General features: G+C 75.5%; 25 protein-coding genes. 14 read left to right on the top strand and 11 right to left on the bottom strand.

The features are described from left to right. Window positions 1-31: 31 nt before the first annotated feature. The 5 genes from AB0O11_RS21365 to AB0O11_RS21385 all read right to left on the bottom strand — a co-directional run bounded on the left by AB0O11_RS21365 (window position 32) and on the right by AB0O11_RS21385 (window position 4,325). Complete coding sequence (locus tag AB0O11_RS21365) at window positions 32-424, bottom strand: cell division protein SepF (protein WP_363389163.1); 393 nt, start codon at window positions 422-424, stop codon at window positions 32-34. 282 nt (window positions 425-706) lie between these two features. Next, window positions 707-1,222: a DinB family protein gene (locus tag AB0O11_RS21370; RefSeq protein WP_363389166.1), complete on the bottom strand. Its 516-nt coding sequence runs from the start codon at window positions 1,220-1,222 to the stop codon at window positions 707-709. A gap of 80 nt (window positions 1,223-1,302) precedes the next feature. After that, a complete protein-coding gene (locus AB0O11_RS21375) occupies window positions 1,303-2,043 on the bottom strand; it encodes a VTT domain-containing protein (protein ID WP_363389168.1) in 741 nt (246 codons plus the stop codon). A 174-nt stretch (window positions 2,044-2,217) separates the two neighbouring features. Continuing rightward, window positions 2,218-2,988 carry a dienelactone hydrolase family protein gene (locus AB0O11_RS21380; RefSeq protein WP_363389171.1) on the bottom strand — a complete coding sequence of 257 codons (771 nt, stop codon included), beginning with the start codon at window positions 2,986-2,988 and terminating at the stop codon, window positions 2,218-2,220. Window positions 2,989-3,080: 92 nt separating this feature from the next. Further along, window positions 3,081-4,325 (bottom strand): MFS transporter, encoded by a 1,245-nt coding sequence (locus AB0O11_RS21385; RefSeq protein ID WP_363389174.1) that lies wholly within the window; start codon window positions 4,323-4,325, stop codon window positions 3,081-3,083. A gap of 205 nt (window positions 4,326-4,530) precedes the next feature. On the opposite strand from AB0O11_RS21385, the gene AB0O11_RS21390 reads away from it, so the two are divergent. The 7 genes from AB0O11_RS21390 (at window position 4,531) to AB0O11_RS21420 (ending at window position 10,823) form a co-directional block, all read left to right on the top strand. Then, complete coding sequence (locus AB0O11_RS21390; RefSeq protein ID WP_363389178.1) at window positions 4,531-5,715, top strand: ROK family transcriptional regulator; 1,185 nt, start codon at window positions 4,531-4,533, stop codon at window positions 5,713-5,715. Window positions 5,716-5,808: 93 nt separating this feature from the next. After that, entirely contained in the window at window positions 5,809-6,225 is a 417-nt protein-coding gene (locus AB0O11_RS21395) for a helix-turn-helix transcriptional regulator (protein WP_363389180.1), read from the top strand. A gap of 107 nt (window positions 6,226-6,332) precedes the next feature. Then, window positions 6,333-6,788 (top strand): hypothetical protein, encoded by a 456-nt coding sequence (locus AB0O11_RS21400; protein WP_363389183.1) that lies wholly within the window; start codon window positions 6,333-6,335, stop codon window positions 6,786-6,788. Next, window positions 6,785-7,489 (top strand): glycerophosphodiester phosphodiesterase, encoded by a 705-nt coding sequence (locus AB0O11_RS21405; RefSeq protein ID WP_363389186.1) that lies wholly within the window; start codon window positions 6,785-6,787, stop codon window positions 7,487-7,489. The genes AB0O11_RS21400 and AB0O11_RS21405 overlap by 4 nt, the downstream gene beginning before the upstream one ends. Further along, window positions 7,486-8,595 carry a winged helix DNA-binding domain-containing protein gene (locus tag AB0O11_RS21410; RefSeq protein WP_363389189.1) on the top strand — a complete coding sequence of 370 codons (1,110 nt, stop codon included), beginning with the start codon at window positions 7,486-7,488 and terminating at the stop codon, window positions 8,593-8,595. Before AB0O11_RS21405 ends, AB0O11_RS21410 begins: the two co-directional genes overlap by 4 nt. A gap of 100 nt (window positions 8,596-8,695) precedes the next feature. Then, window positions 8,696-9,796, top strand: a complete 1,101-nt coding sequence (locus AB0O11_RS21415) for an AI-2E family transporter (protein ID WP_363389192.1) — start codon at window positions 8,696-8,698, stop codon at window positions 9,794-9,796. 148 nt (window positions 9,797-9,944) lie between these two features. Continuing rightward, entirely contained in the window at window positions 9,945-10,823 is an 879-nt protein-coding gene (locus AB0O11_RS21420) for a virginiamycin B lyase (RefSeq protein WP_363389195.1), read from the top strand. Here the strand turns inward: AB0O11_RS21420 and AB0O11_RS21425 are convergent. From AB0O11_RS21425 to AB0O11_RS21435, 3 genes are read right to left on the bottom strand one after another with little or no spacing between them, the layout of a single operon-like run. Further along, window positions 10,814-11,371 carry a GAF domain-containing protein gene (locus tag AB0O11_RS21425; RefSeq protein ID WP_363389198.1) on the bottom strand — a complete coding sequence of 186 codons (558 nt, stop codon included), beginning with the start codon at window positions 11,369-11,371 and terminating at the stop codon, window positions 10,814-10,816. The genes AB0O11_RS21420 and AB0O11_RS21425 overlap by 10 nt on opposite strands. Then, window positions 11,355-12,197 (bottom strand): S8 family serine peptidase, encoded by an 843-nt coding sequence (locus AB0O11_RS21430; protein ID WP_363389201.1) that lies wholly within the window; start codon window positions 12,195-12,197, stop codon window positions 11,355-11,357. Before AB0O11_RS21430 ends, AB0O11_RS21425 begins: the two co-directional genes overlap by 17 nt. Continuing rightward, entirely contained in the window at window positions 12,194-15,310 is a 3,117-nt protein-coding gene (locus tag AB0O11_RS21435) for an adenylate/guanylate cyclase domain-containing protein (protein WP_363389203.1), read from the bottom strand. Before AB0O11_RS21435 ends, AB0O11_RS21430 begins: the two co-directional genes overlap by 4 nt. 338 nt (window positions 15,311-15,648) lie before the next feature. On the opposite strand from AB0O11_RS21435, the gene AB0O11_RS21440 reads away from it, so the two are divergent. The 3 genes from AB0O11_RS21440 (at window position 15,649) to lanKC (ending at window position 19,816) form a co-directional block, all read left to right on the top strand. Next, window positions 15,649-15,828 (top strand): hypothetical protein, encoded by a 180-nt coding sequence (locus tag AB0O11_RS21440; protein ID WP_363389206.1) that lies wholly within the window; start codon window positions 15,649-15,651, stop codon window positions 15,826-15,828. Window positions 15,829-15,982: 154 nt separating this feature from the next. After that, on the top strand, window positions 15,983-17,203 hold the full coding sequence (locus AB0O11_RS21445) for an MFS transporter (RefSeq protein ID WP_363389209.1): 1,221 nt from the start codon (window positions 15,983-15,985) through the stop codon (window positions 17,201-17,203). A gap of 66 nt (window positions 17,204-17,269) precedes the next feature. Beyond that, window positions 17,270-19,816: a class III lanthionine synthetase LanKC gene (lanKC, locus tag AB0O11_RS21450; RefSeq protein WP_363389211.1), complete on the top strand. Its 2,547-nt coding sequence runs from the start codon at window positions 17,270-17,272 to the stop codon at window positions 19,814-19,816. A gap of 17 nt (window positions 19,817-19,833) precedes the next feature. On the opposite strand, the gene AB0O11_RS21455 is transcribed toward lanKC, so the two are convergent. Beyond that, window positions 19,834-21,681, bottom strand: a complete 1,848-nt coding sequence (locus tag AB0O11_RS21455) for a BTAD domain-containing putative transcriptional regulator (RefSeq protein ID WP_363389214.1) — start codon at window positions 21,679-21,681, stop codon at window positions 19,834-19,836. A 639-nt stretch (window positions 21,682-22,320) separates the two neighbouring features. Between AB0O11_RS21455 and ctaD the strand changes: the two genes are divergently transcribed. The 4 genes from ctaD (at window position 22,321) to AB0O11_RS21475 (ending at window position 26,092) form a co-directional block, all read left to right on the top strand. After that, window positions 22,321-24,042 carry a cytochrome c oxidase subunit I gene (gene ctaD / locus AB0O11_RS21460; RefSeq protein WP_363389441.1) on the top strand — a complete coding sequence of 574 codons (1,722 nt, stop codon included), beginning with the start codon at window positions 22,321-22,323 and terminating at the stop codon, window positions 24,040-24,042. A 111-nt stretch (window positions 24,043-24,153) separates the two neighbouring features. After that, entirely contained in the window at window positions 24,154-24,687 is a 534-nt protein-coding gene (locus AB0O11_RS21465; RefSeq protein WP_363389217.1) for a hypothetical protein, read from the top strand. Window positions 24,688-24,827: 140 nt separating this feature from the next. Next, window positions 24,828-25,547, top strand: coding sequence for a response regulator transcription factor (locus AB0O11_RS21470; protein ID WP_363389220.1), 720 nt, complete (start codon window positions 24,828-24,830; stop codon window positions 25,545-25,547). Between the two features lie 134 nt (window positions 25,548-25,681). Then, on the top strand, window positions 25,682-26,092 hold the full coding sequence (locus tag AB0O11_RS21475; RefSeq protein ID WP_363389223.1) for a pyridoxamine 5'-phosphate oxidase family protein: 411 nt from the start codon (window positions 25,682-25,684) through the stop codon (window positions 26,090-26,092). A 29-nt stretch (window positions 26,093-26,121) separates the two neighbouring features. Here AB0O11_RS21475 and AB0O11_RS21480 read toward each other — a convergent pair whose 3' ends face one another. Together AB0O11_RS21480 and AB0O11_RS21485 are read right to left on the bottom strand one after the other, a co-directional pair. Next, the gene (locus tag AB0O11_RS21480; protein WP_363389226.1) at window positions 26,122-26,703 is read right to left on the bottom strand and encodes a TetR/AcrR family transcriptional regulator; all 582 of its coding nucleotides are present in this window, start codon (window positions 26,701-26,703) and stop codon (window positions 26,122-26,124) included. Further along, on the bottom strand, window positions 26,700-26,954 hold the full coding sequence (locus tag AB0O11_RS21485) for a hypothetical protein (RefSeq protein ID WP_363389228.1): 255 nt from the start codon (window positions 26,952-26,954) through the stop codon (window positions 26,700-26,702). The genes AB0O11_RS21480 and AB0O11_RS21485 overlap by 4 nt, the downstream gene beginning before the upstream one ends. Window positions 26,955-26,970 lie beyond the last annotated feature (16 nt).

The following is a 26,970-nucleotide window of genomic DNA, read 5'->3' on the forward strand; positions in this document are numbered from 1 at the left end:
GCGCTCCCGGCCGCTGCGGGGCCGCGGCGGTTCAGCTCTGGTTGTAGAAGCCGGTGTCGTCCATCGGGCGGTCGATCACCATGACCTCGACGTCGGCCGGGGTGAGCAGGAAGACCCTCCGGGCGATCCGCTCGATGCCGCCCCGGGTGCCGAAGATCAGCCCGGAGGCGAAGTCGACCATGCGCTTGGCCTCGGCCTCCTCCATCTCGGTGAGGTCCATGACCACCGGGATGCTCGCCCGGATGTGCTCACCGACCGTCCGGGCCGCCTCGAAGCCCGTCGGCCGCAGGGAGACGATCTTCGTGGGCGCGGTGGCGGCCGGAGCCGTCTCCTGTTCGACCCACTCGTCGTCGTACACCGCGGCCGGGTAGTTCCCCGAGGGCATCAGCCACCCGTTGTGGTGCTCGTCGCGAAGTGCTCCCATGCCGCGCCTCCCTGCCTCGTCCCGTCCTGGTCCCCCGGGGGCGCGTGCCGTTCTTGACACGTCATCCACTCGTCGGAACTGTCCGAGTATCGCACTGTTCACCGGTCCCGTGCCCGCTCGCAACCCCCGTACGAGTCGTGCCGCGCCGGAAACCCGGGCGAACCCGGGCACTCCCACTGACGCGGCGCAGCGCCGTACGGTTGCGCGCGTTGACCTTATCGGTCGCGGTCACTGCGTAATTGACCTTCTGTCAACAATGCGGAAACGATTTCACCCGCCGCGTCACTCGCCGGTCGAGCCGTCGACCAATTCGCGCAGAAGATCCGCGTGGCCGTTGTGTCGCGCGTACTCCTCGATCATGTGGGTGAGGATCCAGCGCAGCGTCACCGGCTCGCCGCGGCGCAGGTTCCTGCCGACGGTGTCCAGCGGCAGGCCGGCCGCGGCGCGCCGGGCGGCCTCGACCTCGGCGTGCCAGGTGGCGAAGTCGGCCGCGACGTCGGCGGTGTCGACGTCGTCGAAGTCGCCGTCCTCGTTCTCCTTGGTCCAGAAGTGCCCGGCGGTGATCTCCTGGCCGAGCAGGACGGACTGGAACCAGTACTGCTCCACCTCGGCCATGTGCCGGACCAGGCCCAGCAGCGAGAGGTTTGACGGCAGGACGGAGCGCAGCCGCAGCTGGTCGTCGGTCAGGCCCTCGCACTTGAGCGCGAGCGTACTGCGGTGGTAGTCGAGGAAGGCGGTCAGGGTGACGGCCTCGTCGGCCGTCATCGGCGGGTCCACCCGCGGAGCCTGTTCGGTCATGCGCGCCATCCTGGCGTCCGGCCGCGCACGGGCGCGAACGATTTTGCGTCGCGGGGCCGAAGTGGCCGGCTCGGGCCGGTTCAGCCGGCCGTCGCCCGGCGGCGGGTCCGGGCCGTCCGCCACAGGCCCACCACGCTGCCCAGCACCAGCAGTGTGATCACCCCCGCCGACAGCAGGAAGGCCGCCGAGCCCGGTCGGCCCGCGCTGGCCGCCGCCGTGACGTACACCGCGGTGGTCGGCACCACGCCGATCGCGGTGGCCAGGACGAAGGGCAGGAAGCGGACCCCGGAGAAGGCCGCGCCGTAGTTGGCCGCCTGGAACGGCATGCCGGGCAGCAGCCGCAGCACCAGCACGCTGCGGAAGCCCTGCTCGGTGAACCGCCGGTCCAGCGCCCCGAGCACCTTCCCGCGCAGGTGCGGGCGCAGCGCCTCGCGGCCGAGGCCCCGGCCGAGCACGAAGGCCAGGGCGGCGCCCACCGTGGTGCCGAGCACCGCCAGCAGCACGCCCTGCTGGATGCCGAGCAGCAGCCCGGCCGCGGCGTTCAGGGCCGGCCGGGGCACGAAGGCGAGCGTCCCCACCGCGTAGACCAGGGCGAACAGCGGGCCGAACCAGTACCCCGGCATCCGGTCCGCCAGCCCGCCGGACAGCAGTTCCGTCGGGCTCCACAGCAGCAGCGACCCGGCGGCCGCCGCGAGCACCACCACCAGCAGCGCGAACCGCCACCAGGGGGAGCGCGGCGCGACGGCAGACGTCTGCGGCACGGCGGGCGGCGCGGGAACGGTCGCGACGGGCGGTGCGGGAACGGCATCGGGCTCGAACACCGCCCGAGCCTAACCGGCGCCCCGACCCCGCCCACTCCCCGGGCCCGGTCGGGGAGCGGGCCCGGGCGCCGCCGGGGGAGTGGGCCCGGTTTGTGTGCCGCTACCGCCGGCCCGGTCCGGCCCCGGGTGCCCCCGGGGCCGACGGGCATCGGGTCGACCTCCGGGAGCGGGGGTTCACCTCGGTCGGGCGAGGAATCCCAGCAGGCGTTGCCACGAGTCCCGGGCCGCCTCGGCGTGGTCGACCGCGGCGAGTTCGAAGAAGTTGTGCGGTGCGCCCGGATAGCCGACGAACTCGTGGGGGCAGTCGGCCGCGGTGAGTGCCGCGTCGAAGGCCTCGACGGTGGCCGCCGGGATGTGCTCGTCGGCGCCGCCCCAGAAGGCGAGGATCGGGGCGGTCAGTTCCCCGGCCAGCTGGGTGGGTCCCGGGGCGCCGTTGATGGCGTCGGGGTAGCCGTAGTAGCCGACCGCGCCGGCCAGGCCGAAGCGCGGGGCGGCGGTGCGGAAGGCCTGCCGGCCGCCGAAGCAGAAGCCGAGCGCGACCACCTCGTCGGGCCCGTCGGCGCGCAGCCGTTCCAGTGCGGCGGTGATGTCGGCGTCCAGGCCCTCGGGGGTGAGCGCGAGGAGGTGGGGGAGCAGGTTCGGCATTTCGCCGAATTCCGCCGGGCGCTTTTCCGGGGAGGCTCCGGCGGTACGGCCGTAATAGTCGAGGACGAGGGCCGGGTGGCCCTGTTCGGCGAGCCGGGCGGCGGTCTGCCGGTAGAACGGGGACAGGCCCTTGTTGTCCGGCAGGAGGAGCACGCCCGGTCCGGTGACGACCTCCGGGCGGGCCAGGAAGGCGCCGAACCGGGTGCCGTCGGCCGAGGTCAGGGTGAGGGGGGCGGCCTCGGCCAGCGGCCACAGGGCGGGGCTGAAGGCGGGTGGGGCGGCGTCCGGGTCGTAGCACACGGGGAATCCCTCTCGCGGAGCGCGAAAACCGCCGGACGCGGTCGCGCCCGGCGGTTCGAGACTTTAGCGGGAAATTCCTCGGTAATTCGGCATCATATCGTGGAGAGATCTTTTCCGGAAGGCTTTTCCGGTGACGTTGCGATCACGTTTTCGCCGCCGGAGTTCCGTTCGGTCAGCCGCAGCGCCCCGGCGCTCAGCAGCAGGGCGAAGGCGAGCGCGGTGACCAGTCCGAAGGAGACGGTCAGCGAGGTGGCCTGGGCGAGGGCGCCGATGACCGCGGGGGCGATCAGCCCGGAGGTGTAGGTGACGGTGGCGACGCCCGCGATGGCCTGGCTGGGGTTGGTGCCGATCCGGCCGGCCGCGGCGAAGGCGAGCGGGACGATCACCGCGATGCCGACACCGATGAGGGCGAATCCGGGGATGGCGAGCGCCGGGCTGTCGGCGGCGACCACCAGCAGGCCGCCGACGGTGGCGACGGCGCCGCCGATGCGGGTGGTGCGGACGGCGCCGAGGCGGCGGATCGCGGCGTCCCCGGCGAGCCGGCTGACTGCCATGGTGAGCGAGAAGGCGGTGTACGAGGCGGCGGCGACGGTGGCCGAGGCGCCGGTGACGTCCCGCAGGTAGACGCCGCTCCAGTCCATCGAGGCGCCCTCGGCGAAGACCGCGCAGAAGCCGACCAGTCCGATCACCAGCGAGCTGCGCGGCGGCAGGGCGAACCGTGGCGGCTCCTCCGCGCCCTCGTGCGCCCGGATGTCGGGCAGGCCGCGGCAGACGGGCTGGGCGAGCGCGAGCAGGACGAGCGCGGTGACGGCCAGCTGGAGCCGGGCGTCGAGGTCCAGGTGGGCGGCGAGGATGCCGAAGGGGGAGGCCAGCAGGCCGCCCGCGCTCCACATGCCGTGCAGGCCGGACATGATCGAGCGGCCGAGCCGCTCCTCGATCTCCACGCCCTGGGCGTTCATCGCGACGTCCGCCATCCCGGCCGTGGCGCCGTACACCAGCAGCGCCGCGCACAGCACCGGCAGTGAGGGGGCGAGCGCGGGCAGGGCGAGGGCCAGGCACCAGAGCGAGATCAGCCCGCGCACCGCGGCCCGGCCGCCGTAGCGGTGCACGAAGCGGCCGGCCAGCGGCATGGCGAGGGAGGAGCCGATGGCGGGCATGACCAGGGCCAGGCCGAGCTGGCCGGCGGAGAGGTGGAGGCGGTCCTGGATCCACGGGATGCGGGTGACGAAGCTGCCGCTGACGGCCCCGTGCACGCAGAAGACCAGGGCGATGCTCGCCCGGGCCCGGCGCGGTGCGGTCAGCGGCTCCGGCGGTGGTGGTGCGGTGGTTCCGCTCATGGGGTGTTTCCCTCCCGGTCGCGCGGTGCGGGGCGCGACGTGCCCTGTGGGTGGCCCTGTCGGCAGTCAAGCAGCATGTGGTGCGTCCGGCCCGCGCGGCGGGGACGGCCGTCCGGCGGCCGGGCCGACCGGCTGGCCGTCCGGACGGTTCGATAAATTATCAGGAAGGGATCCTGATAGAAACACTCTGGAAGGATGAGCTGCCATGACCACCGCGCGTACGGCCACGCCGAGCACCGCCCGGGCGATCAACGACCGGCTGGCACTCAACCTCCTGCTCGAACAGGGCCCCCTGACCGCGACCGAGCTGCGCGGCCTCACCGGCCTGTCCCGGCCGACCGTCGCCGACCTGCTCGAACGCCTCCAGCGCACCGGCCTGGTGGCCGTCGTCGGCGAGCGCGGCGAACAGCGGCGCGGCCCCAACGCCCGGCTCTACGCACTGGTCGCCTCCCGGGCCCACCTCGCCGCCTTCGACGTCCGCTCCGGCGGCGTCAGCCTGGTCGTCGCCGACCTGGCCGGGCGCAGCCTCGCCGTCGCCGAGGTTCCGGTCGAGGGCGACGGCGGGCCGGACACCGCCGGGGCGATCGTGGCCACCCTGCTGGAGGCCGCGCGCGGCGCCGGCGTCGAGCGGCTGCACACCGTCGCGGTCGGTGCCCCCGGGCTGGTCGACCCGGCCACCGGGAGGCTGCAGAGCACCGGCAAGCTCCCCGCCTGGCACGCCGAACTCCTCGCCGCGCTGCGGCAGTTGCCCGGCACCGAGGTGATCCTGGAGAACGAGGTCAACCTGGCCGGGCGGGCCGAGTACCGGGTCGGCGCCGCGCGCGACCGCGACACCTTCGTGCTGCTCTGGCTGGGCCACAGCGTCGGCGCCGCGGTGATCCTGGACGGGCGGCTGCGCCGGGGCTTCTCCGGCGGCACCGGCGAGATCTGCTTCCTGCCCGTCCCCGGCACCGTCGGCCTGCCCAGTGCCGACAGCTGCGAGGGCGGCTTCCACGGCCTGGTCGGCAGCGCCGCGATCTGCGCGCTGGCCCGCGCCCACGGACTGCCTGCCGACCCGGCGGGGGACGCCGCCGCTGCGGAGGCCGCCGTACGGGCCGCCCTGGCGGCCGGCGCGGCGGGCGAGGCCTTCCTGGACGAGCTGGCCGAGCGGATCGCGATCGGCGCGGCGGGCGTCTGCGTGGTGCTGGACCCCGGCTGCGTGGTGCTCGGCGGCGAGATCGGCCGGGCCGGCGGTCCCGAGCTGGCCGGCCGGGTCGAGCGGCGGCTGGCCCGGCTCTCCCCGTTGAGCACCGAGGTGCGGGCCGGTACGGCGGGTGGTGGTGCGGTGCTCGCCGGGGCGGTGCTCACCGCCGGGGACGCGGTGCGGCGCGACCTCTTCGGCGAGCCGTGACCGCCTTTGCGTGATCACCCGCGCCGTCCGTACGGCAGGATGGCGCAAGGGGGCACCTGCCTCCGGATCTCGAACCACCGTCAGGAGACGCACATGGGCCAGCCCGAGGTGCCGGCCAACCCGTACCGCATCGGCGAGGCCGCGGCGCTGCTCGGCGTCAGCGCCGACACCATGCGGCGCTGGGTGGACGCCGGGCGGGTCGCCGCCGCACGGGACGAGCACGGGCACCGGATCATCCCGGGCGCCGAACTCGCCGCCTTCGCCCGGGAGCTGGCCCGGCCGGAGAACGCCGAGGTGGAGGGCCGGCCGTCCTCGGCCCGCAACCGCTTCCCGGGGATCGTCACCGGCGTGGTGCTCGGCGACGTGGCCGCGCAGGTGGAGATCCAGGCCGGGCCCTTCCGGGTGGTGTCGCTGATCAGCCGGGAGTCGGCGGAGGAGCTGAACCTGGTCCCCGGTGCACCCGCCACGGCGGTCATCAAGTCCACCAATGTGATGATCGAGCGGCGCTGACGCCCCACCGAGGAATCCCCGAGCGACCCGGAACAACACGACTCCCCGAGCTGGCCGGAACGACGCCGGACGACCCGGAACGAAGCGGAACCGAACGAGAGGCCCGGATGCCACCGCCGCACCTGCCGACCACCCAGAGCGCCGTGCTCGCGATCGAGGCCGTGGCCGGCCGGCACGGCCGCACCGTCCGCGCCCAGCACGACATCGGCCGCGACCGGACCTTCGCCGGGCTGGTCGGCCCGGCCGGTCCGGATGATCTGGACGGGGAACCGGACGCCATCCCGCACGAGGCGCTGCTGGAGTTCGACGGCCGCCCCGCCGTCACCGTCCGGCTGTTCACCCACGACGAGGTCACCGTGACCGTCGAGGGCATCGCCTTCGACGTCGACCGCGACCGCGTCCCCGGTTTCCTGAACGCCGTCTGGTCCGACCTCGTGCACGTCAAGGTGCGCACCTTCCCACCGTCCACCACGCTGATCGTCACCGTCCCGGGGGAGCCGAGCCACCGCGAGGCCATCGGCGTCCACGACCTCACTCCCTGGCTCGCCGGAAGGATCCGTTGAACGCCGTCGCCAAGCCGCTCGCCGTCGCCCACCGCGGCGACCCGTACCGCTTCCGTGAAAACACCCTGCCCTCCGTGGAGTCCGCGCTGGCCGCCGGGGCCGACGCCGTCGAGGTGGACGTCCAGCTCACCCGCGACCGGGTGCCCGTCCTGCTGCACGACCGCACCCTGGAGCGGCTCTGGGGCGACCCGCGCCCGATCGACCGGGTCACCGCCGAACAGCTGGAGGAGCTGCGACGGGGCCCGCTCGCCGTCCCCACCCTGGCCGAGGCGGTCAAGGCGGTGGCCGCCGTCGAGGGCCGCCGGCTGCTGATCGACCTGGACGACCCCGGGCCGGCCGCCGCCACCTGGTCGGTGGTCACCGGGCTCGGCGCCGAACGGGCGGTCGCCTTCTGCGGCCCCGTCAGCGCCATGCTCGCGGTGCGCGAGCTGAGCCCGGACGCCGAGATCGCGCTCACCTGGAAGCAGCCCCGGATGCCCGTGCGCGCCCTGCTGGACGACCTGCGCCCGCGCTACCTCAACCCCCCGTTCGGCCTGGTCACCCCCGAGTTCACCGCCGCCGCGGCGGACGAAGGGCTCGCCGTCTCCACCTGGACGGCCGACCTGCGCCGCACGATGCGCCGACTGCGCGACACCGGCGTCGCGTCCATCACCTCCAACCGGGTCGGCGTCCTGCGCTCGGTGCTGGACGGCCGCCGGTGAGCGTGCCCGCGCCGGGACCGGTCCTCGGGCAGCGGGCGCTCGGCCGGGCCCTGCTGGCCCGTCAGCACCTCCTCGCCCGCACCGACCTGGCACCCGCCGCGCTGATCCACCACCTCGGCGGGCTCCAGGCCCAGGCCGCACCCCAGCCGCCGTACCTCGGCCTGCTCGCCCGGCTCGACGGCTTCACGCCCGAGCAGCTGAGCGCGCTGATCGAGCAGCGGGCGGTGGTCCGGATCGCCCTCCAACGCGGCACCATCCACCTCGTCACCGCCGAGGACTGCCTGACGCTGCGCCCGCTGCTCCAGCCGATGCTGGACCAGGCACTGCGGACCACCTACGGCAAACGGCTCACCGGGCTGGACCTGGACGCGCTCGTTGCCGAGGCCCGCGCACTGGTGGAGGAGGAGCCGCGCACCTTCCAGCAGCTCGGCGCGCTGCTCGCCGCCGGCCGCCGGGACCGCGACCCGGCCGCCCTCGCCCAGGCCGTCCGCTGCCGGCTGCCGCTGGTGCAGGTCCCGCCGCGCGGGCTGTGGGGGCGCGGCGGCCCGGCCGCCCACACCACCGCCGAGGCCTGGCTCGGCCGCCCGCTCGACCCGTCGCCCAGCCCGGACGACCTGGTGCTGCGCTACCTCGCCGCCTTCGGCCCGGCCTCCGCGGCGGACCTCCGCAAGTGGTGCGGCCTGGCCGGCCTCGCCCCGGTGCTGCGGCGGCTCGCACCACGGCTGCTGGCCCTCCGGGACGAGCAGGGCCGGCAGCTGTACGACCTGCCCGAGGCACCCCGTCCGGACGCGGACACCCCGGCGCCGGTGCGGCTGGTCGCCCCGTTCGACAACCTGCTGCTCTCGCACGCGGACCGCACCCGGGTGCTGCCCGAGGAGCACCGCGGCCGGGTGATGACACAGAACGGCATCGTGCACGGGACGCTGCTGGTGGACGGGCTGGTCGCCGGGACCTGGCGGCTGACCGGCGAGCGGGAGGTGGCCGTCGTCCCCTTCGCGCCGCTGTGCCGGGCCGACCGGCAGGCGGCGGAGGCCGAGGCGGAGCGGGTGCTGGCCTTCGCGGGGGCAGGTGACGAAGGCGCGGTGCGGTTCGAGGCACCCCAGTAGCTCGTTCGGGTGTTCGCGGCCGGTCCGGCGGGCAGCCCGCCGGAACCTCTGTTGAGCTGGGGCGGTTCGGAATCATCGACGACCCCCGGCGGAGGTGGCCGTGTCCGCGGAGCACGCGCCCGACGAGCGACGGCAGCCGGACCGGCGCAGGCCGTACCTGATGCTGCCGCCCGGGCTGCGGCAGGCGGCGGCCTGGTCGGCGGCGGTGATCCTGCTGATCGCCGTCGCCTCGCTGGTGGTCTTCGCGCTGGTCGAACTGCGGGCCGCGACCGTGCCGTTCGTCCTGGCACTGCTCGGGACCTCGCTGCTCCACCCGGTGGTGCCCTGGCTGGTGCGCCGGGGCGTCGGACGGGGCCTGGCCGCCGGGCTGACCTGCACGGTGCTGGTCGCCGCGGTCGGCGGGGTGATCTCCCTGCTGGTCAACTCCCTGGTGCACAGCGCCCCGCAGATCGCCGCCTCGCTCCCGGAGGCCGGGCGGCGGTTGTCCGTCTGGCTCGGCCCGTTCGGGGCGAAGATCCAGCACGCGCTGGGCAACGCCAAGGGCGAGACCAATTCGCTGGTCTCCACCCTCACCAACGGCGTGCTCTCCGGGCTGGGCCTGCTCACCCAGCTGGTCACCGGCGGGGTGCTGGCGCTCGCCCTGGTGTTCTTCTTCCTCCGGGACGGCCACCGTACCGGCGACGCCATCCGCTCCTACCTGTCCGAGCGCAGCGCCACGACCGTGATCGCCTGTGCCGAGCGGGCCTTCGACGCGATGGCCGGGTACATGCGCGGCACCACCCTGATCGCCCTGATCGACGCGGGCTTCATCACCATCGGCCTGGTCGCCCTCGGGGTGCCGGGCGCGCCCGGGCTCGGCGCACTGGTCTTCATGGGCGCGTACATCCCGTTCGTCGGCGCCTTCCTGTCCGGCTCGGCGGCCGTCCTGGTGGCCCTCGCCGACGGTGGCCTGGGCACCGGCCTGTGGGCCCTCGGCGTGGTGCTCGCGGTGCAGATGATCGAGGGCAACATCCTCCAGCCGGTCATCCAGAGCCGGACGGTCGAGTTGCATCCGGCCACCATCATGGTCGCCGTGGTGGCCGGCGCCGGGATCGCCGGGATCATCGGCGCCCTGCTCGCCGTCCCGGTCTGCGCCGCCGGGATGGGCGTCGTCTCCGTCCTGCGTGGTGACCCGGGACGGGCGACGGCGGCGGGGGAGTAGGGCGGGTTCGGCAGTCCGGGCGGTCCGGAGGCGCGGGCGGGGGACACCGGGGAGACGCGATGTCGTGACGCCGAACCGGGTTGCCGGGGTGGGGGCGGCATGCGACACTAAAGCGACGCAAGTCGCGATAGTGCTGGGGAGGGGTCGCATGGAACTGATCGAGGTCGCCGAGTCGGGGGCCGGGCCGTACGGGGTGGCCGTGGGGCCCGACGGGGGTGTCTGGTTCACGCTGGTGCACAGCGGGGAGGTCGGGCGGCTGGGCCCGGACGGGACGGTGGAACGCCATGACCTCGGTGCTCCGGAGTGCGGGCCGGCGGTGATCGCGGCGGGGCCGGACGGGGCGCTGTGGTTCAGCCGGATGCGGGACCACCGGATCGGGCGGATCACGGCGGACGGGGAGGCGGGCTCGTTCGGGCTGCCGACGGGGAACGCCGGGCCGTACGGGATCGCGGCCGGGCCGGACGGTGCACTCTGGTTCACCGAGTTGAACGCGAACCGGGTCGGACGGATCACCGTCGACGGCCGGGTGACGGAGTACCCGCTGCCGATCGCCGGGGCCTTCCCGTCGCTGATCGCCGCGGGCCCGGACGGCGCGCTGTGGTGCACGCTCAACCAGGCGGACGCGGTGGCGAGGGTCGGTACGGACGGCGAGGTGACCGTCCACCGGCTGCCCACCGAGGGCACCGCGCCGGTCGGGATCACCGCCGGGGCGGACGGCGCGCTCTGGTACGTCGGCATCGGCGGCGGGCTGGTCGGGCGGATCACCGTGGACGGGGAGGTGGCGGAGCACCCGCTGGCCGACCGCTCGGCCAGGCCGCACGCGATCGCGGCCGGACCGGACGGCCGGCTCTGGTTCACCGAGTGGGGCGCGGGCCGGATCGGGGTGCTCAGCCCGGACGGGCGGCTCGACGGCCACCCGGTCCCGGGCGAGGGCGCCGAGCCGCACGGCATCGCCGTCGCCCCGGACGGCACCGTGTACGCCGCGCTGGAGCGCGGGCAGATCGCCAGGCTGGACGCTCAGGGCTGACGGCGCAGCAGCTCCTCCAGGTCGGCGAGCAGGCCGAGGGCGGCGGCCCGGTCGGGGACCGGCTCGGGGGCCGGGGAGCGTTCGGCGATCACCCGCAGGGCGGCGGCGGCCTGGCGGGCGAACATGGCCAGCAGGTCCAGCCCGGGCAGGCCGGCGCGGGCCTGCGGGGCCGGGTCCAGCACCTCCAGCACGCCGAGCACCCGGCTGCCGTGGGTGAGCGGCGCGGCCATCAGGGCGGTCGGGACGTACGCGGTGGACTCGGCGAAGTCCCGGTCGAAGGTGCGGTTGGCGCCCAGGTCGTCCACCACCATCGGCTCGCCCGAGGCGGCCACCCAGCCGGCGATCCCCCGGCCGGCCGGGAACCGGCGGCCCACCAGCGACTCCTCGCCGCGCCCGGAGACGGCCTGGAAGACCAGCTCCCCGGCCTCCTCGTCGAGCAGGCACACCGAGCCGGCCTGGGCGCCGAAGATCGCCCGGGCGACGTCCACCACGGACTGGAGCAGCTCGCGGGCCAGTGGGTCGACGGCGGGGTCAGTGCTGAGGGTCATCGGGCGCCTCCGGGGTGGGGGTGGAAGGGACCTGGACGTTGGCCGCGGTGAGGTAGAGCGCGCTCTTCAGCTGGAAGGTCGTCAGCCGCGGTTGCCGGGACAGGATGCGGGCGCAGAGCCCGGCCACGTACGGGGTCGCGAAGCTGTTGCCGGTGGTGCGGATGGTGGCGCCGCCGAGCCAGGGCACCCGGACGTTCTGGCCGGGGGCGAAGAACTCCACCGGGGGCGCCGGGTTGTACAGGTGCAGCTCCGGATCCTCCTCCTGGTGGCTGCCCACCGAGATCACCGAGGAGAACCGCCACGGATAGCTCTCCACCGGGGTGTTGTGGGCGGAGGCGACGATCGCGGTGCGGGCGAAGAAGGCGTCGTCGGCGATCGCGTGCAGCTCCTCCAGGAAGCGGGTCCGGGTGGTGGAGAGGCTGAGGTTGACCACGTCGAAGCCCTGCCCGACGGCCCAGCGCAGCCCGGCGATCAGCATGTCGCCGGTGCCGGTGAAGCGCTCGCCGAGGACCCGGACGCTGTAGAGCTCGCAGTCCGGGGCGGTGCGGCGGATGATGCCCGCGCAGGCGGTGCCGTGCCCGCAGGTGTCACCGGTGGTGTCGGGTCGGACGGCGAGCTCCCGGGTGACCGGGTCCTTGACCACCGCCCAGGAGCCCTGCAGGGGCCCGACGAGTGGGTGGTCGGGCTCGACCCCGGAGTCGACCACGCAGACCCGCACGCCCTTGCCGGTGCCCGCGCTGCCGTCGGCGAGGCGGTCGGCGAGCACCGGGAGCTCCGCGGGGGTGCGGTCGCGCAGGCTCCAGGTGAGGCCGGCCCGGCCGTTCACCGGGTGCCCCCGAGCCGCTCGGCGCGCCGCACGCCCGGCAGGTGGCCCTTGGCGGCGAACCGGTCCCGGGCGGTGGCGGCGGCCACCGCGGCCTCGGCGGGGCGGTCGAGCAGCAGCAGGGCGTGCGCCCGGTCGAGCGCGGTCAGCGCCTGGAGCAGCAGCGACTCGGTGGCCCCGGCGGCGGCCAGGGCGGCGGCGGTCAGGTCCAGTGCCGGTGCGGCCTCGCCCCGGGCGGCGGCGAGCCGGCCGCGCAGCGCGTCCAGCTCGACCGCGAGCACCGGGGGCAGCGGGGCGACGGCGTCCGCGCCGTCCAGGTGGCGGGCGGCCTGGGCCGGGCGGTCGGTGTCCAGCAGGACCCGGGCGGTGGTCAGGGCGAGGCGCGGCAGCGGGGCGGCGCTGCCCTGGTGGCGGGCGATCTCGGCGGCGTCGGCGAGCAGGTCCAGCGCCTGGCCGCTCTGCCCGAGCGCGGCCGCCGCCTGGGCGGTCAGCGCGGGCAGTGCGACCATCGCCTCGGCCAGCGACAGTTCCCCGGCCAGGCCGTTCGCCTCGGCGAGCAGCAGCTCGGCCTCCTCGGGGCGGTCGCGCAGCGCCAGCAGCACGGCCAGCGGGCCGTTCAGCGCGACCCGGACGGTCCGCCGGCCGGTGCCGTGCTCGGCGAGCAGGGCGCGCAGCCGGAAGGTCGCGTTCGGGACGGGCTCGGGGCCGGCCAGCAGCGAGGCGGCCAGCGCGGCCAGCACGGTGGCCCGGTCCAGCTCGGCGTCGGTGCGGGAGACCTGGCCGAGCGCCTGGTCCAGCAGCTGCTCGGCCTCGGTGTGCCGGCCGGCCAGCAGGTGCTCCTCGGCCAGCCGCAGCCCGGCCCGGGCCCGGCCGAGGTCGTCCCCGCTGTCGGTGAACAGCGGCAGCACGGCGCGGGCGGTCGCGGCGGGCTGGTCCTGGCCGGGCGGCAGGCCGCGGGCGGCCAGGGTGAGGCGGGCGTGCGCGGCGTCCAGCGGGTCGGCGGCCGCGTCCCGCACCTGGGCGAGGACGGGCAGCGCCTCCTCGGTGCGGCCGAGCGCCAGCCGGGCCTCTCCGAGGCGGCGCAGCGCGGGGCCGGCGGCGCGCTCGCCCGGGTAGTGCAGCCGGACGGCGCGCTCCAGCAGATCGGTGGCGGCGGGCAGGTCGGCGCGGGCCAGTGCGCCGGCCCCGGCGGCGCCGAGGGCGGTGGCCGCGCGGGTGCGCAGCACGTCGGTGCGGGTGTCCAGCAGGCCGAGTTCGAGCCGGTAGCGGTGGGCGCGCTCCAGGTGGCCGCCGACGGCGGCGTCCCCGGTGGAGCGGACGGCCGGCAGGCCGGCGGCACGTTCGTGGCGCTCGGCGCGGGCCCGCTTGGACATCGACTGGTAGACCGACTCCTGGACCAGGCCACTGCTGAACCGGTAGCCGGTGCCGGTCGGTTCGACCAGCCGCAGCTCGGCCAGCCGGGCCAGCGCGGCGTGCAGCCGCGGCGGGGTGTCGTCGCCCCCGGCGGACGGGTCGGCCGGCAGGCCGTCGATCGGGCCGGTGAAGACGTCGTCCTCCGGGTCCGCGAAGGCGTCCATGTCGCTGCCGCCGTGGGCGAGTTCGGCGAGTTCGGCGGCGGTGAAGGCGCGGCCGAGGACGGCGGCGAGGTCGAGGGTGGCGCGCTCGTCGCGCTCCAGCCCGTCGATCTGGGCACTGAGCAACGCCCTTCCGGTGGGCGGCAGTTCGTCGGCCAGGGCGGGGCCCTCGGCCTCGGTGAGGGCCGCCAGCAGCTCCTCCAGGTGCAGCGGGTTGCCCTCGGCGCGCTCCAGCAGCCGGGTGGGCACCGCGTCCTGGTGAGCGCTCAGTTCCGTCAACTGGGCGGCCAGCAGGGCGGATTCGTCCCAGGACAGGCCGCCGACCGGCAGTGTCGGCAGCTCCGGGCGGGCCGCCGGGAGCTCGGGGCGGGCCAGGCAGAGCAGCAGCACAGGGGCGGCGCCGAGTTCGGCCGTCAGCCGCTCGGCGGCGTCCAGCAGCACCGGGCCGGCCCACTGGCAGTCGTCCAGGACCAGGACGGCCGGGCGTTCGACGGTGCGGCCGCGCAGGATCGCGGCCAGCAGCTCCAGCGAGCGGCGGGCGTCGAGGCCCGGAGCCGTCGCCTCGTCCAGCCGGGCCAGCGCCTCGGCGGGGGCGGCGCCCTCGGGCTCGTCCAGCAGGGTCCGGACCGCCTCGGCGAGCGGCGCCAGCACGCCCTGCTCGCCGAAGCTGCGGCAGCGGGCGGTGCCGCAGCGCGCGGTGCGCCGGCCGACCCGCTCGCGCCACTCGCGCACCAGCCGGGTCTTGCCGATGCCCGCCTCGCCGGCCACCAGCAGCAGCTCGGCCCCCTGGCCGCCCGCCACCCGGGCCAACGCGACGTCCAGCTGGGCCAGTTCGCGCTCCCGGCCGACCAGCGGGACGTCGAAGCGGCGCAGCAGCTCCGGGTCGTCCTCGTCCAGGCCGAGCAGGCGGTAGGCGGTGACCGGCTCGGCCTTGCCCTTGAGGTGCAGCGGGCCGACCTCGTCCACCTGGGCGGCCGGCCCGGCCGCGCGCAACGTCTGCGGGCCGATCAGCACCTGGCCGGGCGCGGCCTGGGTCTGCAGCCGGGCAGCGATGTTCACGGTCTCGCCGGAGATCAGTGCCTGGCGCGCCGAGGCGTCCGAACCCGCCACCACCTGGCCGGTGTTGACCCCGATCCGGACGTCCAGGCGGACCCCGAGGGTGGCGTCCAGCTCGGTGTTGAGGTCCTCCAGGTCCTCCAGCATGGCGAGCGCGGCGGCCAGCGCCCGGTGGGCGTCGTCCTCGCGGATCACCGGGACGCCGAAGACGGCCATCACGGCGTCCCCGATGAACTTCTCCAGGGTGCCGCCGTGCGCCTCGATCCGGCGGTGCATCCGCTCGAAGTAGCGCAGGATCACCTCGCGCAGGGTCTCCGGGTCGAGCGCGCCGGACAGGGCGGTGGAGTCGACAAGATCGCAGAAGACAACCGTGACCAGCTTGCGCTCCTCGGCGGCCAGGTCGAGGGCGGCGTTCCGGGGGGTGCCGCAGGAGGGGCAGAACTGGTCGTTGGTGCCGACGGGCTGGGCGCAGAGTGGGCAGGGCATGGTGGCCGTCCTTCGGTCGTCCTTCGCTGTGCGGGCGTGCGCGGCGGAGCGGAACGGATGTGCACGGGCGTTCCGGGCCAGGGTTGCGGCCACGGCTTCGGGCCCGGTTGGAGAACGCCCGGCGAACGGTATGGCCGCAGGTGGAGCGGGGTGAGGGGGCCTCCCGGGCGGGCCGGCCGAGGGTCCCTCGGACCGGCACGGCCGCGCCGGCCTGTGGACATACCGGCTCCCAACCGGCCCCGAAGCCGCGCACAGCCGGCCCGGCCCACGATGGCCGGCAACGGCGGGCAGCCGCTCGCCGGAGCCATAACCACCCCCGTGTGAAAGGGAGTTCGACCATGGCCGAGAACATGGAGCAGCAGAACGTCGGCGAGAACGAGGAGACCCCGGAGGTCGAGGCGCACACCGCCAACGTCCTGGACCTTCAGGCGATCAAGATCCAGGGTGGGGCCTCCGACGGCGGCATCTGCGTGAGCCTGATCAGCTACATCCACGGCGCCGAGACCACCACCGCCTGACCGGAGTCCGGACACCGGGCCGCGCGCGGGGGCGGACGCACCGCCGCCCCCGGCCGCCGTTCACCGCAAGGCTTCCGGGGCGGCCCCGCCGAGACGGGACCGCCCCGGCCCGATCCGCACCCCCGGGTGCCCCCGCCGACCACGGAGGACGGCCATGGAACCCACCCCGCTCGCCCGCAACCGGGACTTCCGGCTGCTCTGGACCGGCGGCCTACTGGCCTCGCTCGGCTCCCAACTCGCCTCGATCGCCCTGCCGTTGCTGGTCCTGCGGGAGACCGGCTCGGCCGCCCGGGCGGGCGCCATCGGCACCGTCTCGGTCGGCGCGCTGCTGCTCACCACGCTGCCCGGCGGGGTGCTCGCCGACCGCATCGAGCGGCGCCGGCTGATGCGGATCTGCGACATCTTCAGCCTGCTCGCGGTCAGCGCGCTGGTCGTCGCCGTGCTGCGCGGGCACACCCCGCTGCCGCTGGTCCTGCTGGTCGCCGCGGCCGGGGCGCTGATCGCCGGCGTCTACGGGCCCGCCGCCGGCGCCCTGCTGCGTGCGGTGGTGCCCACCGGGCAGGCCCGCGAGGCCTCCTCCCGGATGCAGGCGCGCGGCGCCGCCGCCCGGCTGGCCGGACCGCTCGGCGGCGGGGCGCTGTTCGCCTGGCACCCGGTGCTGCCGTTCCTCGCCGAGGGCGTCGGACTGTTGCTGTCCACGATCTGCGTGGCGCTGATCCGGACCCGCTCGCGGCCCGCCACGGCGAGCGGACCGGTGTTCAGCCGGGCCGAACTGACTGCCGGACTGGCCTTCATCTGGCGCCGGCCCTACCTGCGCACCCTGCTGCTGATCTTCGGCCTCGGGATGAACTTCGCGTTCAGCGCGCTGATGTTCGCCACCCTGGCCGTCGCCTCCGACGGGGGCCGCTCCGGCCTCGGCGGCGGCACCGTCGTCTCCTGCACCGCGGCCGGCACCCTGGCCGGCGCGCTGCTCGCCCCGAGGCTGGGTGCCCGGGCCCGCGACGGCAGCCTGGTCGCGCTCGCCTGCTGGGCCTGTGCGCTGACCGCCGGGGTGCTGGTGCTGACCCGGGTCCCGCTGGTGATCGGGCTGCTCTGCGCGGTCTGCATGTGCCTGTCCACCGTCGCGAGCATCGGCTTCGTCTCCGGCATGCTGGTCGCCGCGCCGCCCGACCGGATCGGCCGGGTGCAGAGCGCGGCCGGCTTCCTGTCCACCCTGATCCAGCCGTTCGGCCCGCTGGTCGGCGGCATCCTGCTCGGCTCGCTCGGCGGCACCCGGACCTTCGCCGTTCTGGCCCTCGCCATCGCGCTCTGCGCGGCCGTGGTCACCTGGGCGCCTCCGGTGCGGCGCGGACCGGTGCTGAGCCCCGCCGTCTGACCCGCCGCCCGTGCACACCGCCCGCCACCGGAAGACTCCGGAAGACTTCGGAACAGGAGGCGCGCCATGGACGGCGCCCAGGAGACCCAGCTGTACTGCCTCGCCGACCCGACGTACTACGACACCCCCGGACGGCTGCCGGACCGGGAGAGCCGCTACCTCCTGGACCTCGACGAGCCGCCCGAGGGCTGGCGGCGCGAGCAGCGCGGGCTGTGGACGGCGCTGCGGCCCGCCGGCGGCCACCTGCCCGAGCAGGGCTGGAAGCTGCACGTGTCGGCTGCGCAGGACTGCGCCGAGCGGACGCTGGCCGTCGTCGCGCGGATCTGCGTCGCCCGCCGGGTGGCGTTCAAGTTCCTGCGCAGCCCGGCGGCGCTGCGGGTGGCGAACGGCAAGTTCATGGGGCGGGGCAGCAGCGGCAAGTTCATCGCCGTCTACCCGGCCACGGATGCCGAATTCCTCTCCCTGGCCGAGGAGTTGGCCGATGCGCTGGACGGCTTTCCCGGGCCGTACGTGCTCACCGACCTGCGGATCGGCAACGCCCCGGTGTACGCCCGTTACGGAGCCTTCGTCGAGCTGTGGTGCCAGGACGAGGCCGGACGGCCCGTCCCGGCCCTGCGGGAACCGTCCGGCGCGCTGGTGCCGGACCGGCGCGAGCCGGTGTTCCGGCTGCCCGGCTGGGTCGAGCCGCCGGCGGCGCTGCGCCCGCACCTGGCCGCCCGGGAGGCGGCCGCCGGGGACCTTCCGTACCGGATCGTCGAGGTGCTCCAGTTCTCCAACGCCGGCGGGATCTACGTGGCGGAGCGGCACGGCACCGGCGAGCGGGTGGTGCTGCGCGAAGCCCGCCCGTACGCCGGACTCGACGGCGCCGGGGCGGACGCGCTGACCCGGCTGCGGCGCGAGCAGTGGGCGCTGGAACGGCTGGCCGGGCTGGAGTGCGTGCCCCGGCTGCACGAGGTGCGCACGGTGTGGGAGCACACCTTCCTGGTGCAGGAGCACATCGAGGGCGTCCAGCTGTTCGCCGAGGCGATCCGGCGTTACCCGCTGGTGCACCAGAACTGCACCGCCGAGCAGCGCGCCGAGTACACGCGGTGGGTGGGCGGGGTGGTGGACGGGCTGGCGGAGGCGCTCGGCGCCCTGCACGCGCGGGGCGTGCGGTTCGGGGACCTCCACCCGGCCAATGTGGTGCTCCGGCCGGACGGATCGGTGGTGCTGGTGGACTTCGAGTACGCGGCCGAGCTGGACGACCGGCGGGTGCCGGTGGCCGGCGCGGCCGGACAGCACGTCCCGCCCGGCCTGGACGGCGCCGAGGCCGACCGCTACCTCCTGTGGGGCACCTGGCTGATGCTGCTGATGCCGGTCATGGAGCTGGCCGACTGTGACCCGGGCAAGCTGCCGGCGCTGGAACGGCGGGCGCGCGAGTGGTTCGGACTGGGACCGGAGGAGGGGCCGGCGCGCCCTTCGGCAGTGGCACGGGTGGAGTCGGCGAGCGAGCGGCGCGGGCGGGAGCTGCTGGACGGGCCCTCGCCGGGCCCGGTGCGCCGGGAGCTGATCGCGGGCATCCACGCCGGCGCCACCCCGGACCGGCCGGACCGGCTCTTCCCCGGGGACGTGGCCGGCTTCGCCGACGGCGGTACGGGCGTGGCGCACGGCGCGGCCGGGGTGCTGTACGCGCTGCACCGCGCCGGGGCCGACTGGCCGCAGGAGTACGCGGACTGGCTGGTCGCCGCGGTGCGCCGGCGGGCGGACCGCCCGGGCACCGGGGGGCTGTACGACGGGCCGCTCGGCATCGCGCTGGCGCTGGCCCGGATCGGTCGGGCGGAGGCGGCGGAGGAACTGCTGGAGCGGACCCGTACTGCCCGCCCGGCGCGGGAGGTGGGCCTGTTCGGCGGCCGGTCGGGCTCCGCGCTCGCCCGGCTGCGGCTGGCGGACGCCCTGGACAGCCCCCGGGAGCTGGCCCACGCACTGGACGACGCACGGGAGTTGGCCTCGGTGCTGCGCGGCGAGCCGGTGCCCGGACTGGCCGAGCCCGCGGCCGCCGGGCTGCTGTACGGGCTGGCGGGGATCGCGCTGCTGCACCTGCGGCTGTACCGGCGGACCGGTGAGCGGTGGCTGCTGGACTCCGGGCGCACGGCGCTGGAGCAGGCGGTGGCACGGTGCGTCCGGGTGCCCGACGGGTCGATGCAGGTACTGGAGGCCGGGCGCCGGCTGGCGTACCTGGACCGGGGCAGCAGCGGGATCGCGCTGGTGCTTCGGGAGTACCTGGAGCACGGGGAGCTGCCGGGCGGCGAGGCCTTCCTGGCCGATGTGCGGAAGGTCTGCGCGCCCGGGTTCATCCGGGAGCCGGGGCTGTTCCGGGGGCGGGTCGGGCTGACGCTGTCGCTGGACCGACTGGGCGGGGCGCCGGCGCGGGAGGCCGTGCTCGGGCAGGTGCGCAGGCTCCAGTGGCACCTGGTGGCCCGGCCGGAGGGGCTGCTGGTGCCGGGGATGCGGCTGCGGCGCTTCTCGGCGGACCTGCACACGGGCGCGGCGGGGGTGCTGCTGGCGCTGTGCGGGTTGGAGGGGGAACGCGGGGAGGAGCGGGCGGACGTGCTGGACCTGCTGACCCTGGGGTGAGCGGGCCCGCGGCCTCGTCAGGAGGGTGCCGGCACCCCGAGGGCCTGCGCCGCGCGCTCCCGGGCGTGCAGATGGGTGAGCCGGGGCAGGGCGTACAGGGCGGCGCGGGCGGTGACCTCGCCGGTGGGGGAGGTGACCGTCCCGGTGTCGGTGAGCGACTCCAAGGTGTGCAGGGCGAGCCGTTCGGGCCGGCCGAGGGCGGCGGCGGCCTCCGGGAGGGTGAAGAGCAGGGCGAGCGGCAGGGCGGCGAGCCGGGCGAGGGCGAGCCGGCCCTGGTCGGTGAGGTCGCGCCAGCCGGAGTCCAGCCGGGCGCGGACGGTGACGTCCCCGGCGACCAGTTCGTCCAGGGCGCCCGCCGGGTCCTCCAGCCGGGCCGCGTACTCGGCGAGCGGGAGGTGGCGCAGCACGGCCAGCCGGGTGCCCGCGACCCGTACGGCCACCGGCAGCAGCCCGCAGGCGGCCACGATCCGGGCGGCGGCCGCGCGGTCGGCGCCGATCCGGCCGGTACCGACGATCCGGCCGAGCAGGTCCAGGGCCTCGGTGGGGGCGAGCGGCGGGACGGCGATGCGGCGCACCGAGGCGAGACCGGCCAGCTGGCTGCGGGAGGTGATCAGCACGGCGCTCGGGCCGAAGCCTGGCAGCAGCTCGCGGACCGCGGCCTCGCCGGGGGCGTCGTCCAGGATCAGCAGCAGCCGGCGCCCGGCGAGCGAGGCGCGCCACAGGGCGGCGGCCCGGCCCGTGTCGGTGCGACCGAACTCGCCGCCCTGACCGGCCGTCCGGGCGGTCAGGGCGGCGAGTTCGGCGAGCACCTCGGGCAGCGGGCGGGTGGTGCCGTCCTCGGCGCGCAGCCGCACCAGCACCCGGCCGTCCGGGAAGCGGTCGGCGAGCAGGTGTCCGGCGTGCACGGCGAGCGCGGTCTTGCCGCTGCCGGCCGGGCCGGAGAGCACCGCGACGCGTCCGCCGCCCTCGCCCAGCTCGTCGACGAGGTCCCGTAGTTCGTCGGTTCTGCCGGTGAAGTCGGCGGTGTCGGCGGGCAGCAGGGCGCCGTTCGGGCCGGCGCCGCGCTCCGGGCGGGCGGCGGTGGGCCGGGAGCGGCCGCGGGCGAGCAGTTCGCGGTACCGGGCGGTCAGTGCGGGGCTGGGCTCCAGGCCCAGCTCGCGGGCGAGCAGTTGGCGGTGGGTGTCGTAGACGGCGAGCGCCTCGGCCTGGCGGCCGGACAGGTGGAGGGCGTTCATCCGGGCGGCCTGGAGGCGTTCGCGCAGCGGGTGGCGTTCGGCGAGCTCGGCCAGGTCCTCGGCGACGGCGCCGGCGTTGCCGAGCTCCAGCTCGGTCTCCGCCCAGTCCTCGTGGACGCCCAGGCAGCGGGCCTCCAGGCGGTCCGCCTCCGCCTCGACGGCGGGCGAGCAGCGCAGGTCGGCGAGCGGCGGGCCCTGCCACAGGTCGAGGGCCTGGCGCAGCAGGCGGGCGGCGGGGGCGAGTGCTCCGCCGTCGGCGGCGGCCCGGCCGGCCCGGGCGAGGGCGCGGAAGCGGAGCAGGTCCAGTTCGGGCTCGGCGACCCGCAGCAGGTAGCCGGCGGCCGAGTGGACGAGCCGGTCGGGCCCGTCCTCGCGGCCGAGCAGGGTGCGCAGGGTGCAGACGTAGACCTGGAGGTTCTTCCGGGCGGTGCGCGGCGGTTCCTCGGGCCAGAGCGCGTCGGTGAGCAGGTCGACCGGGACGGCGGTGTTGGCGCGGCTCAGCAGGACGGCCAGCACCAGCCGCTGCTTCAGGGGGCCGAGCGCCAGCGGGCGGCCGCCGGCCTCGCCGGTGACCGGGCCGAGCACGGAGAAGTGCAGCCGGGCAGGGGTGGCGGTCTGGGCCAGGGGCATCGGCGTACCTCCGGAGCGTGGGCGGCGGCAGTGTGGCGGGGCGGCCGTGCGGTGGTGGGCGCAGGCTACTTGACGGTCGATCGGCACTGAAGGGCACGGAATCGGCCGGGTTCGGTCACGCCGTGCACACAACCGGGGTGTCGGCGGGTGGGTCGGACGGTGGGTTCCGCACGGCTGTGCGGACGGTGTTCCGGCAGGTCGGGCGGGGTGGCGGGGGTCTGCCGGGCCGGGTGGGCGGACGGCTCGCGGGGGGCCTTCGGGCGCGGGCGCGGGGTGGTGGGCAGGGGCGCGTTCCGGCGGTTCTCGACCGGGGCTCCGCGCCGTGGTGAGCGCGGCCCGAGCGGGCGGCCATCGCGCCGGCGGCCACCCGACGGCGGGTCAGGAGGTCCCGGGCCCACGGTCGGGAGGTCCCGGTCGGGACCCGGGAACTCGGGCCCAGCGGCCCCGGGCGGGCGGGCCGAAGGGCCCTGGGGTGCGGAGGCGGCCTGTTCGGATCATGGATCGCCATCCATTCGTACGATGTTCCGAAGGAGTGCGTCCTTGAGCGCCACCCAGGCACAGGGCGACCCCACCTCACCGCCAACGGCTCTTCCCACAGGGGCGGTCAGGCCGAGGAGGCCCGGTTCGGCCGCGGTCAGACTGCTGACCACCACCGACCACAAGACGATCGGCACCATGTACCTGGTGTCCTCGTTCGCGTTCTTCCTGATCGGCGGCGTCCTCGCCCTGGTCATGCGCGCCGAACTCGCCCGGCCCGGAACGCAGATCCTCTCCAACGAGCAGTTCAACCAGGCCTTCACCATGCACGGCTCGGTGATGCTGCTGCTGTTCGCGATGCCGCTGTTCACCGGATTCGCCAACTGGATCATGCCGCTCCAGATCGGCGCGCCGGACGTCGCCTTCCCGCGCCTGAACATGCTGTCCTTCTGGCTGTTCATGTTCGGCTCGCTGATAGCCGCGGCCGGCTTCGCGACCCCGCAGGGCGCCGCCGACTTCGGCTGGTTCCTCTACGCGCCGCTGTCCGACGCGATCCACTCGCCCGGCGTCGGCGCCGACATGTGGATCATGGGCGTGACGCTGTCCGGCTTCGGCAGCATCTTCGGCGCCGTCAACTTCATCACCACCATCATCTGCATGCGCGCGCCCGGAATGACCATGTTCCGGATGTCCATCTTCTGCTGGAACGTGCTGCTCACCTCGGTGCTGGTGCTGCTGGTCTTCCCGGTGCTGGCCGCCGCGCTGCTGGCGCTGGAGTGCGACCGCAAGTTCGGCTCGCACGTCTTCGACCCGGCCAACGGCGGGGCGATGCTCTGGCAGCACCTGTTCTGGTTCTTCGGGCATCCCGAGGTCTACATCCTGGCGCTGCCGTTCTTCGGGATCGTCTCGGAGGTCATCCCGGTGTTCAGCCGCAAGCCGATGTTCGGCTACGCCGGCCTGATCGCCGCGACGGTGGCCATCGCGGGTCTGTCGGTGACGGTGTGGGCGCACCACATGTACGTCACCGGACAGGTGCTGCTGCCGTTCTTCTCCTTCATGACCTTCCTGATCGCGGTCCCGACCGGGGTGAAGTTCTTCAACTGGGTCGGCACCATGTGGAAGGGCTCACTGAGCTTCGAGACGCCGATGCTCTGGACGGTCGGCTTCCTGGTCACCTTCCTGTTCGGCGGCCTGACCGGTGTTCTGCTGGCGGCCCCGCCGATCGACTTCCACGTCTCCGACTCGTACTTCGTCGTCGCCCACTTCCACTACACGCTGTTCGGCACCGTGGTGTACGCGATGTTCGCCGGCTTCCACTTCTGGTGGCCCAAGATGACCGGGAAGAAGCTCGACGAGCGGCTCGGCCGGATCACCTTCTGGACGCTGACCGTCGGCTTCAACGCCACCTTCCTGGTGCAGCACTGGCTGGGCGTGGAGGGCATGCCGCGCCGCTACGCCGACTACCTGGCCTCGGACGGCTTCACCACCCTGAACACCGTCTCCACCATCGGCTCGTTCCTGCTCGGCCTGTCGATCCTGCCGTTCCTCTACAACGTCTGGAAGACCGCCAAGTACGGCGAGAAGGTCACCGAGGACGACCCGTGGGGCTGGGGCCGCTCGCTGGAGTGGGCGACCTCCTGCCCGCCGCCGCGGCACAACTTCGTCAAGCTGCCGCGGATCCGCTCCGAATCCCCGGCCTTCGACCTGCACCACCCGGACATCGCGGCCCGGGACGTGCTGGAGCACAGCGGGAAGCCCGCCAAGCACCTGGGCGACGTGGAGCCGGCGAAGTACGACCGGCCGCTGAGCCGGGCGGACCGGGCGGCCTCCGCCCTCGCCTCCGGGGCCTCCGCGCCCACCGATCCACCCTCCTCGGGCGGCTGAGCCCGCTCCCCCCGAATGCCGTCCCCGCCCGCGTCGCTGCCCCCGGGCGGGCGGGGACGGCCCGTCCACTCCTCACCCTCCTCACCCCTTCGTGACCAGGAAGGCCGGGTCGTGAACCACACCGTTCTCGCCATCGGCACCGCCGCCCTCACCGCGAGCGGCTGTGTCTGGTACCTGCCCGCCATCGCCGACCTCCAGGCCGGCGCCGACCGGCCCCGCTCCACCCGTACGGCCGCCGCGGCCTGCGTGCTGTGGTGGGCCGGGCTCGCGCTGACCGGCGGGCTGCTGCTCGTGCTGTCGGACTGGCGGCCCGCCGCGCAGGTCGCGCTCGCCGGACTGGTCGGCGGCACGGCCCTGCGGCTGCGGGCCCTGTGGGACCGCCGCAGGGAGGTGCGGGAGACGGCGGCCCGCTGGGCCGCCCTGGACGCCGGGCCCGCCCCGCGCTCCGGCCGGCCGCCGGCACTGGCCCTGGCCGGATGGCTGGTGGTCGGCGCGGCCGTCGCCTCGCTCGGGGCGGTGGCCATCCTGCTGTCGGGCAGCGGCGAGGTCGTGCCCCGGGTGGCGCTCGCGGCGGTCAGCGGCGCGGCCGTCGCGCTCGCGTTCCTGCTGATGGGGCTGGGGAACGTGCGGCGGCAGGGCCGCTGAGAGCGTTCCTCGCCGGCGGCCCGGGCACTGTGACCCGGTCCGAATGGGGCCGTTGGGCCCTGGGCCCGCGGCCGGGTCCGGGGGATGATGCCCTGGGCCCCGCTGGGAGTGTGCGGGGGTGACGAAGGTGGAGCCGCGTGATGGCGACCAAGACGGAGGGGGCCGAGGCTTCGGCACCGGTCCGGGTGTTCCTGCTGGACGACCACGAGGTGGTGCGCCGCGGGGTGCACGACCTGCTGGACGGCGAGCCCGATCTGGAGGTGGTCGGGGAGGCGGCGACGGCCGAGCAGGCGCTCGTCCGGGTGCCGGCGCTGCGGCCCGACGTGGCCGTGCTGGACGTCCGGCTGGGCGACGGCGACGGCGTCTCGGTCTGCCGTGAGCTGCGCTCGCGGATGCCCGGGCTGGCCTGCCTGATGCTGACCTCCTTCGACGACGAGGAGGCGCTGCTGGACGCCGTGATGGCGGGCGCCGCCGGGTACGTGCTCAAGCAGATCAGCGGGACCGACCTGGTCGCCGCCGTCCGCACCGTCGCCTCCGGGCGCTCGATGCTCGACCCCGGCGCCGCGACCCGCCTCCTCAACCGCCTGCGCAGCGACGCCGAGCCCGCCCAGCCGGTCACGGCCGGACCGGGCCTGACCGCGCGCGAGCAGGAGGTCCTCGAACTGATCGGCGAGGGCCTGACCAACCGGCAGATCGGCGAGCGGCTCTACCTCGCCGAGAAGACCGTCAAGAACCACGTCTCGCGGCTGCTCGCCAAGCTCGGTGTCGAGCGGCGGGTGCAGGCCGCCCTGATCGCCACCGAGCTGCGCCAGGCCTCCGCCGCCGCGCAGCCCTCCGTGCTGCGCTCCGGCCGGTACTGACGGGCGGGCCGGGCGGGTGGGTCCGAGGGCCGTGGGGCCCGGGGCCGACGGCCGGCACGGCGGGGCCCTCGCCGGGCCCTGCCGGGACCATCGGCCCTCGCGACCCGGCCCGGGCCCGGGCGAGCATCGCTCGCATGAACCACGACCGCGTCCCGAGCCCCCGGCCCGTCCCGTCCGACCGCCCCGACCTTCCCGAACTCCGTGAACTCGACCGGAAGCGGTCGCTGGAGCTGCTGGCCCGGGCCGCCGTCGGCCGGGTGGTCTACACCGTCGACGCCCTCCCGGCCGTCCTCCCGGTGCCCTTCCGGCTGGCCCCCGGCGGTGTGCTGCTCTCGGCGCCGGCCGGCTCCGAACTGGCCCGGGCGGTCGACGGCGCGGTGATCGCCTTCGAGGCCGACGAGGTGGACGGCCGGGACGGCTCCGGCTGGTTCGTCACCGTCCTCGGCCGCGCCCAGGTCCGCCCGGCCGCCAGGACGGCCGAGCCGGGCGGCACGGTCCGCATCCGCATCCGCCCGGAACTGGTCATCGGCCGCCGCCTGGCCTGAGCCCGGAGCGCGGCAGCGCCGTAGCCTGCTCAGGGCCCCAGCAACGCCCGGGCGGTGCGCAGGAGTTCGGCGTCCGATGCCGGTTCCGCGGTGCCGGCCAGGCCGGAGCGGAAGAGCGAGGCGCCCTCGACCAGCATGATGAACACCCGGGCGCGGGCGTGCCGCTGATCCTCCGTCAGGCCGGGCCGGCGTTCGGCGAGGAAGGCGGCGACCAGCTCCCGGTAGCGGGTGTAGAAGGCCCGGACCGCGGCGGCCACCGCGGGGTCGCGGGCGGCGAGCGCCCACAGTTCCGCGAAGAGCCGGACCAGCCGCGGGTCCTGTTGTTCGGCGAGGAGCTCGCCGAGCAGGGCGTCCTCCGCGCGGCCCGGGTCGAGCAGCGGGCCGAGCCGCTCCACCGAGCGGTCGAGGACACGCTCCAGGACGGCGGCCACCAGCTCGGCGTGGGTCGGGAAGTAGTGCTGGAGGTGTCCGAGGCGGACGCCGGCGGCCGTGGCCACCGCCCGCATGGTCAGCTCGGTGCCGCCCTCGGTGACCAGCAACTCCTCGGCGGTGTCGAGCAGTTGCTCCCGGCGCTGGGCGCCCTTGCCGCTCAGGCCCCGGACGTTGCTCATGCCGCCGCCTCCGTGCCGCGCCGCCCGTCGGCCGCCGTGACGGTGACGGTGACGCCCGGCTCCGCCAGGTCCTCCAGGACCCGCCCGGGGCGCGGGGTCTGCTCAGGGAAGGCCACCCCGGCGGGCGGCGGGGCGCCCACGGTTCCGTAGCCGCCGACCAGCGGCACGGGGCCGGCGGGGTTGTGGCCGATGCGGTCCGAGGGGAAGGTGGGATGAACGGGGCGACCGTGGGGGACGGGTTCGGTGCTCATGGGAGACAAATATAGG

This window comes from Kitasatospora sp. NPDC093102 (genome assembly GCF_040683915.1).
Lineage (GTDB): Bacteria > Actinomycetota > Actinomycetes > Streptomycetales > Streptomycetaceae > Kitasatospora.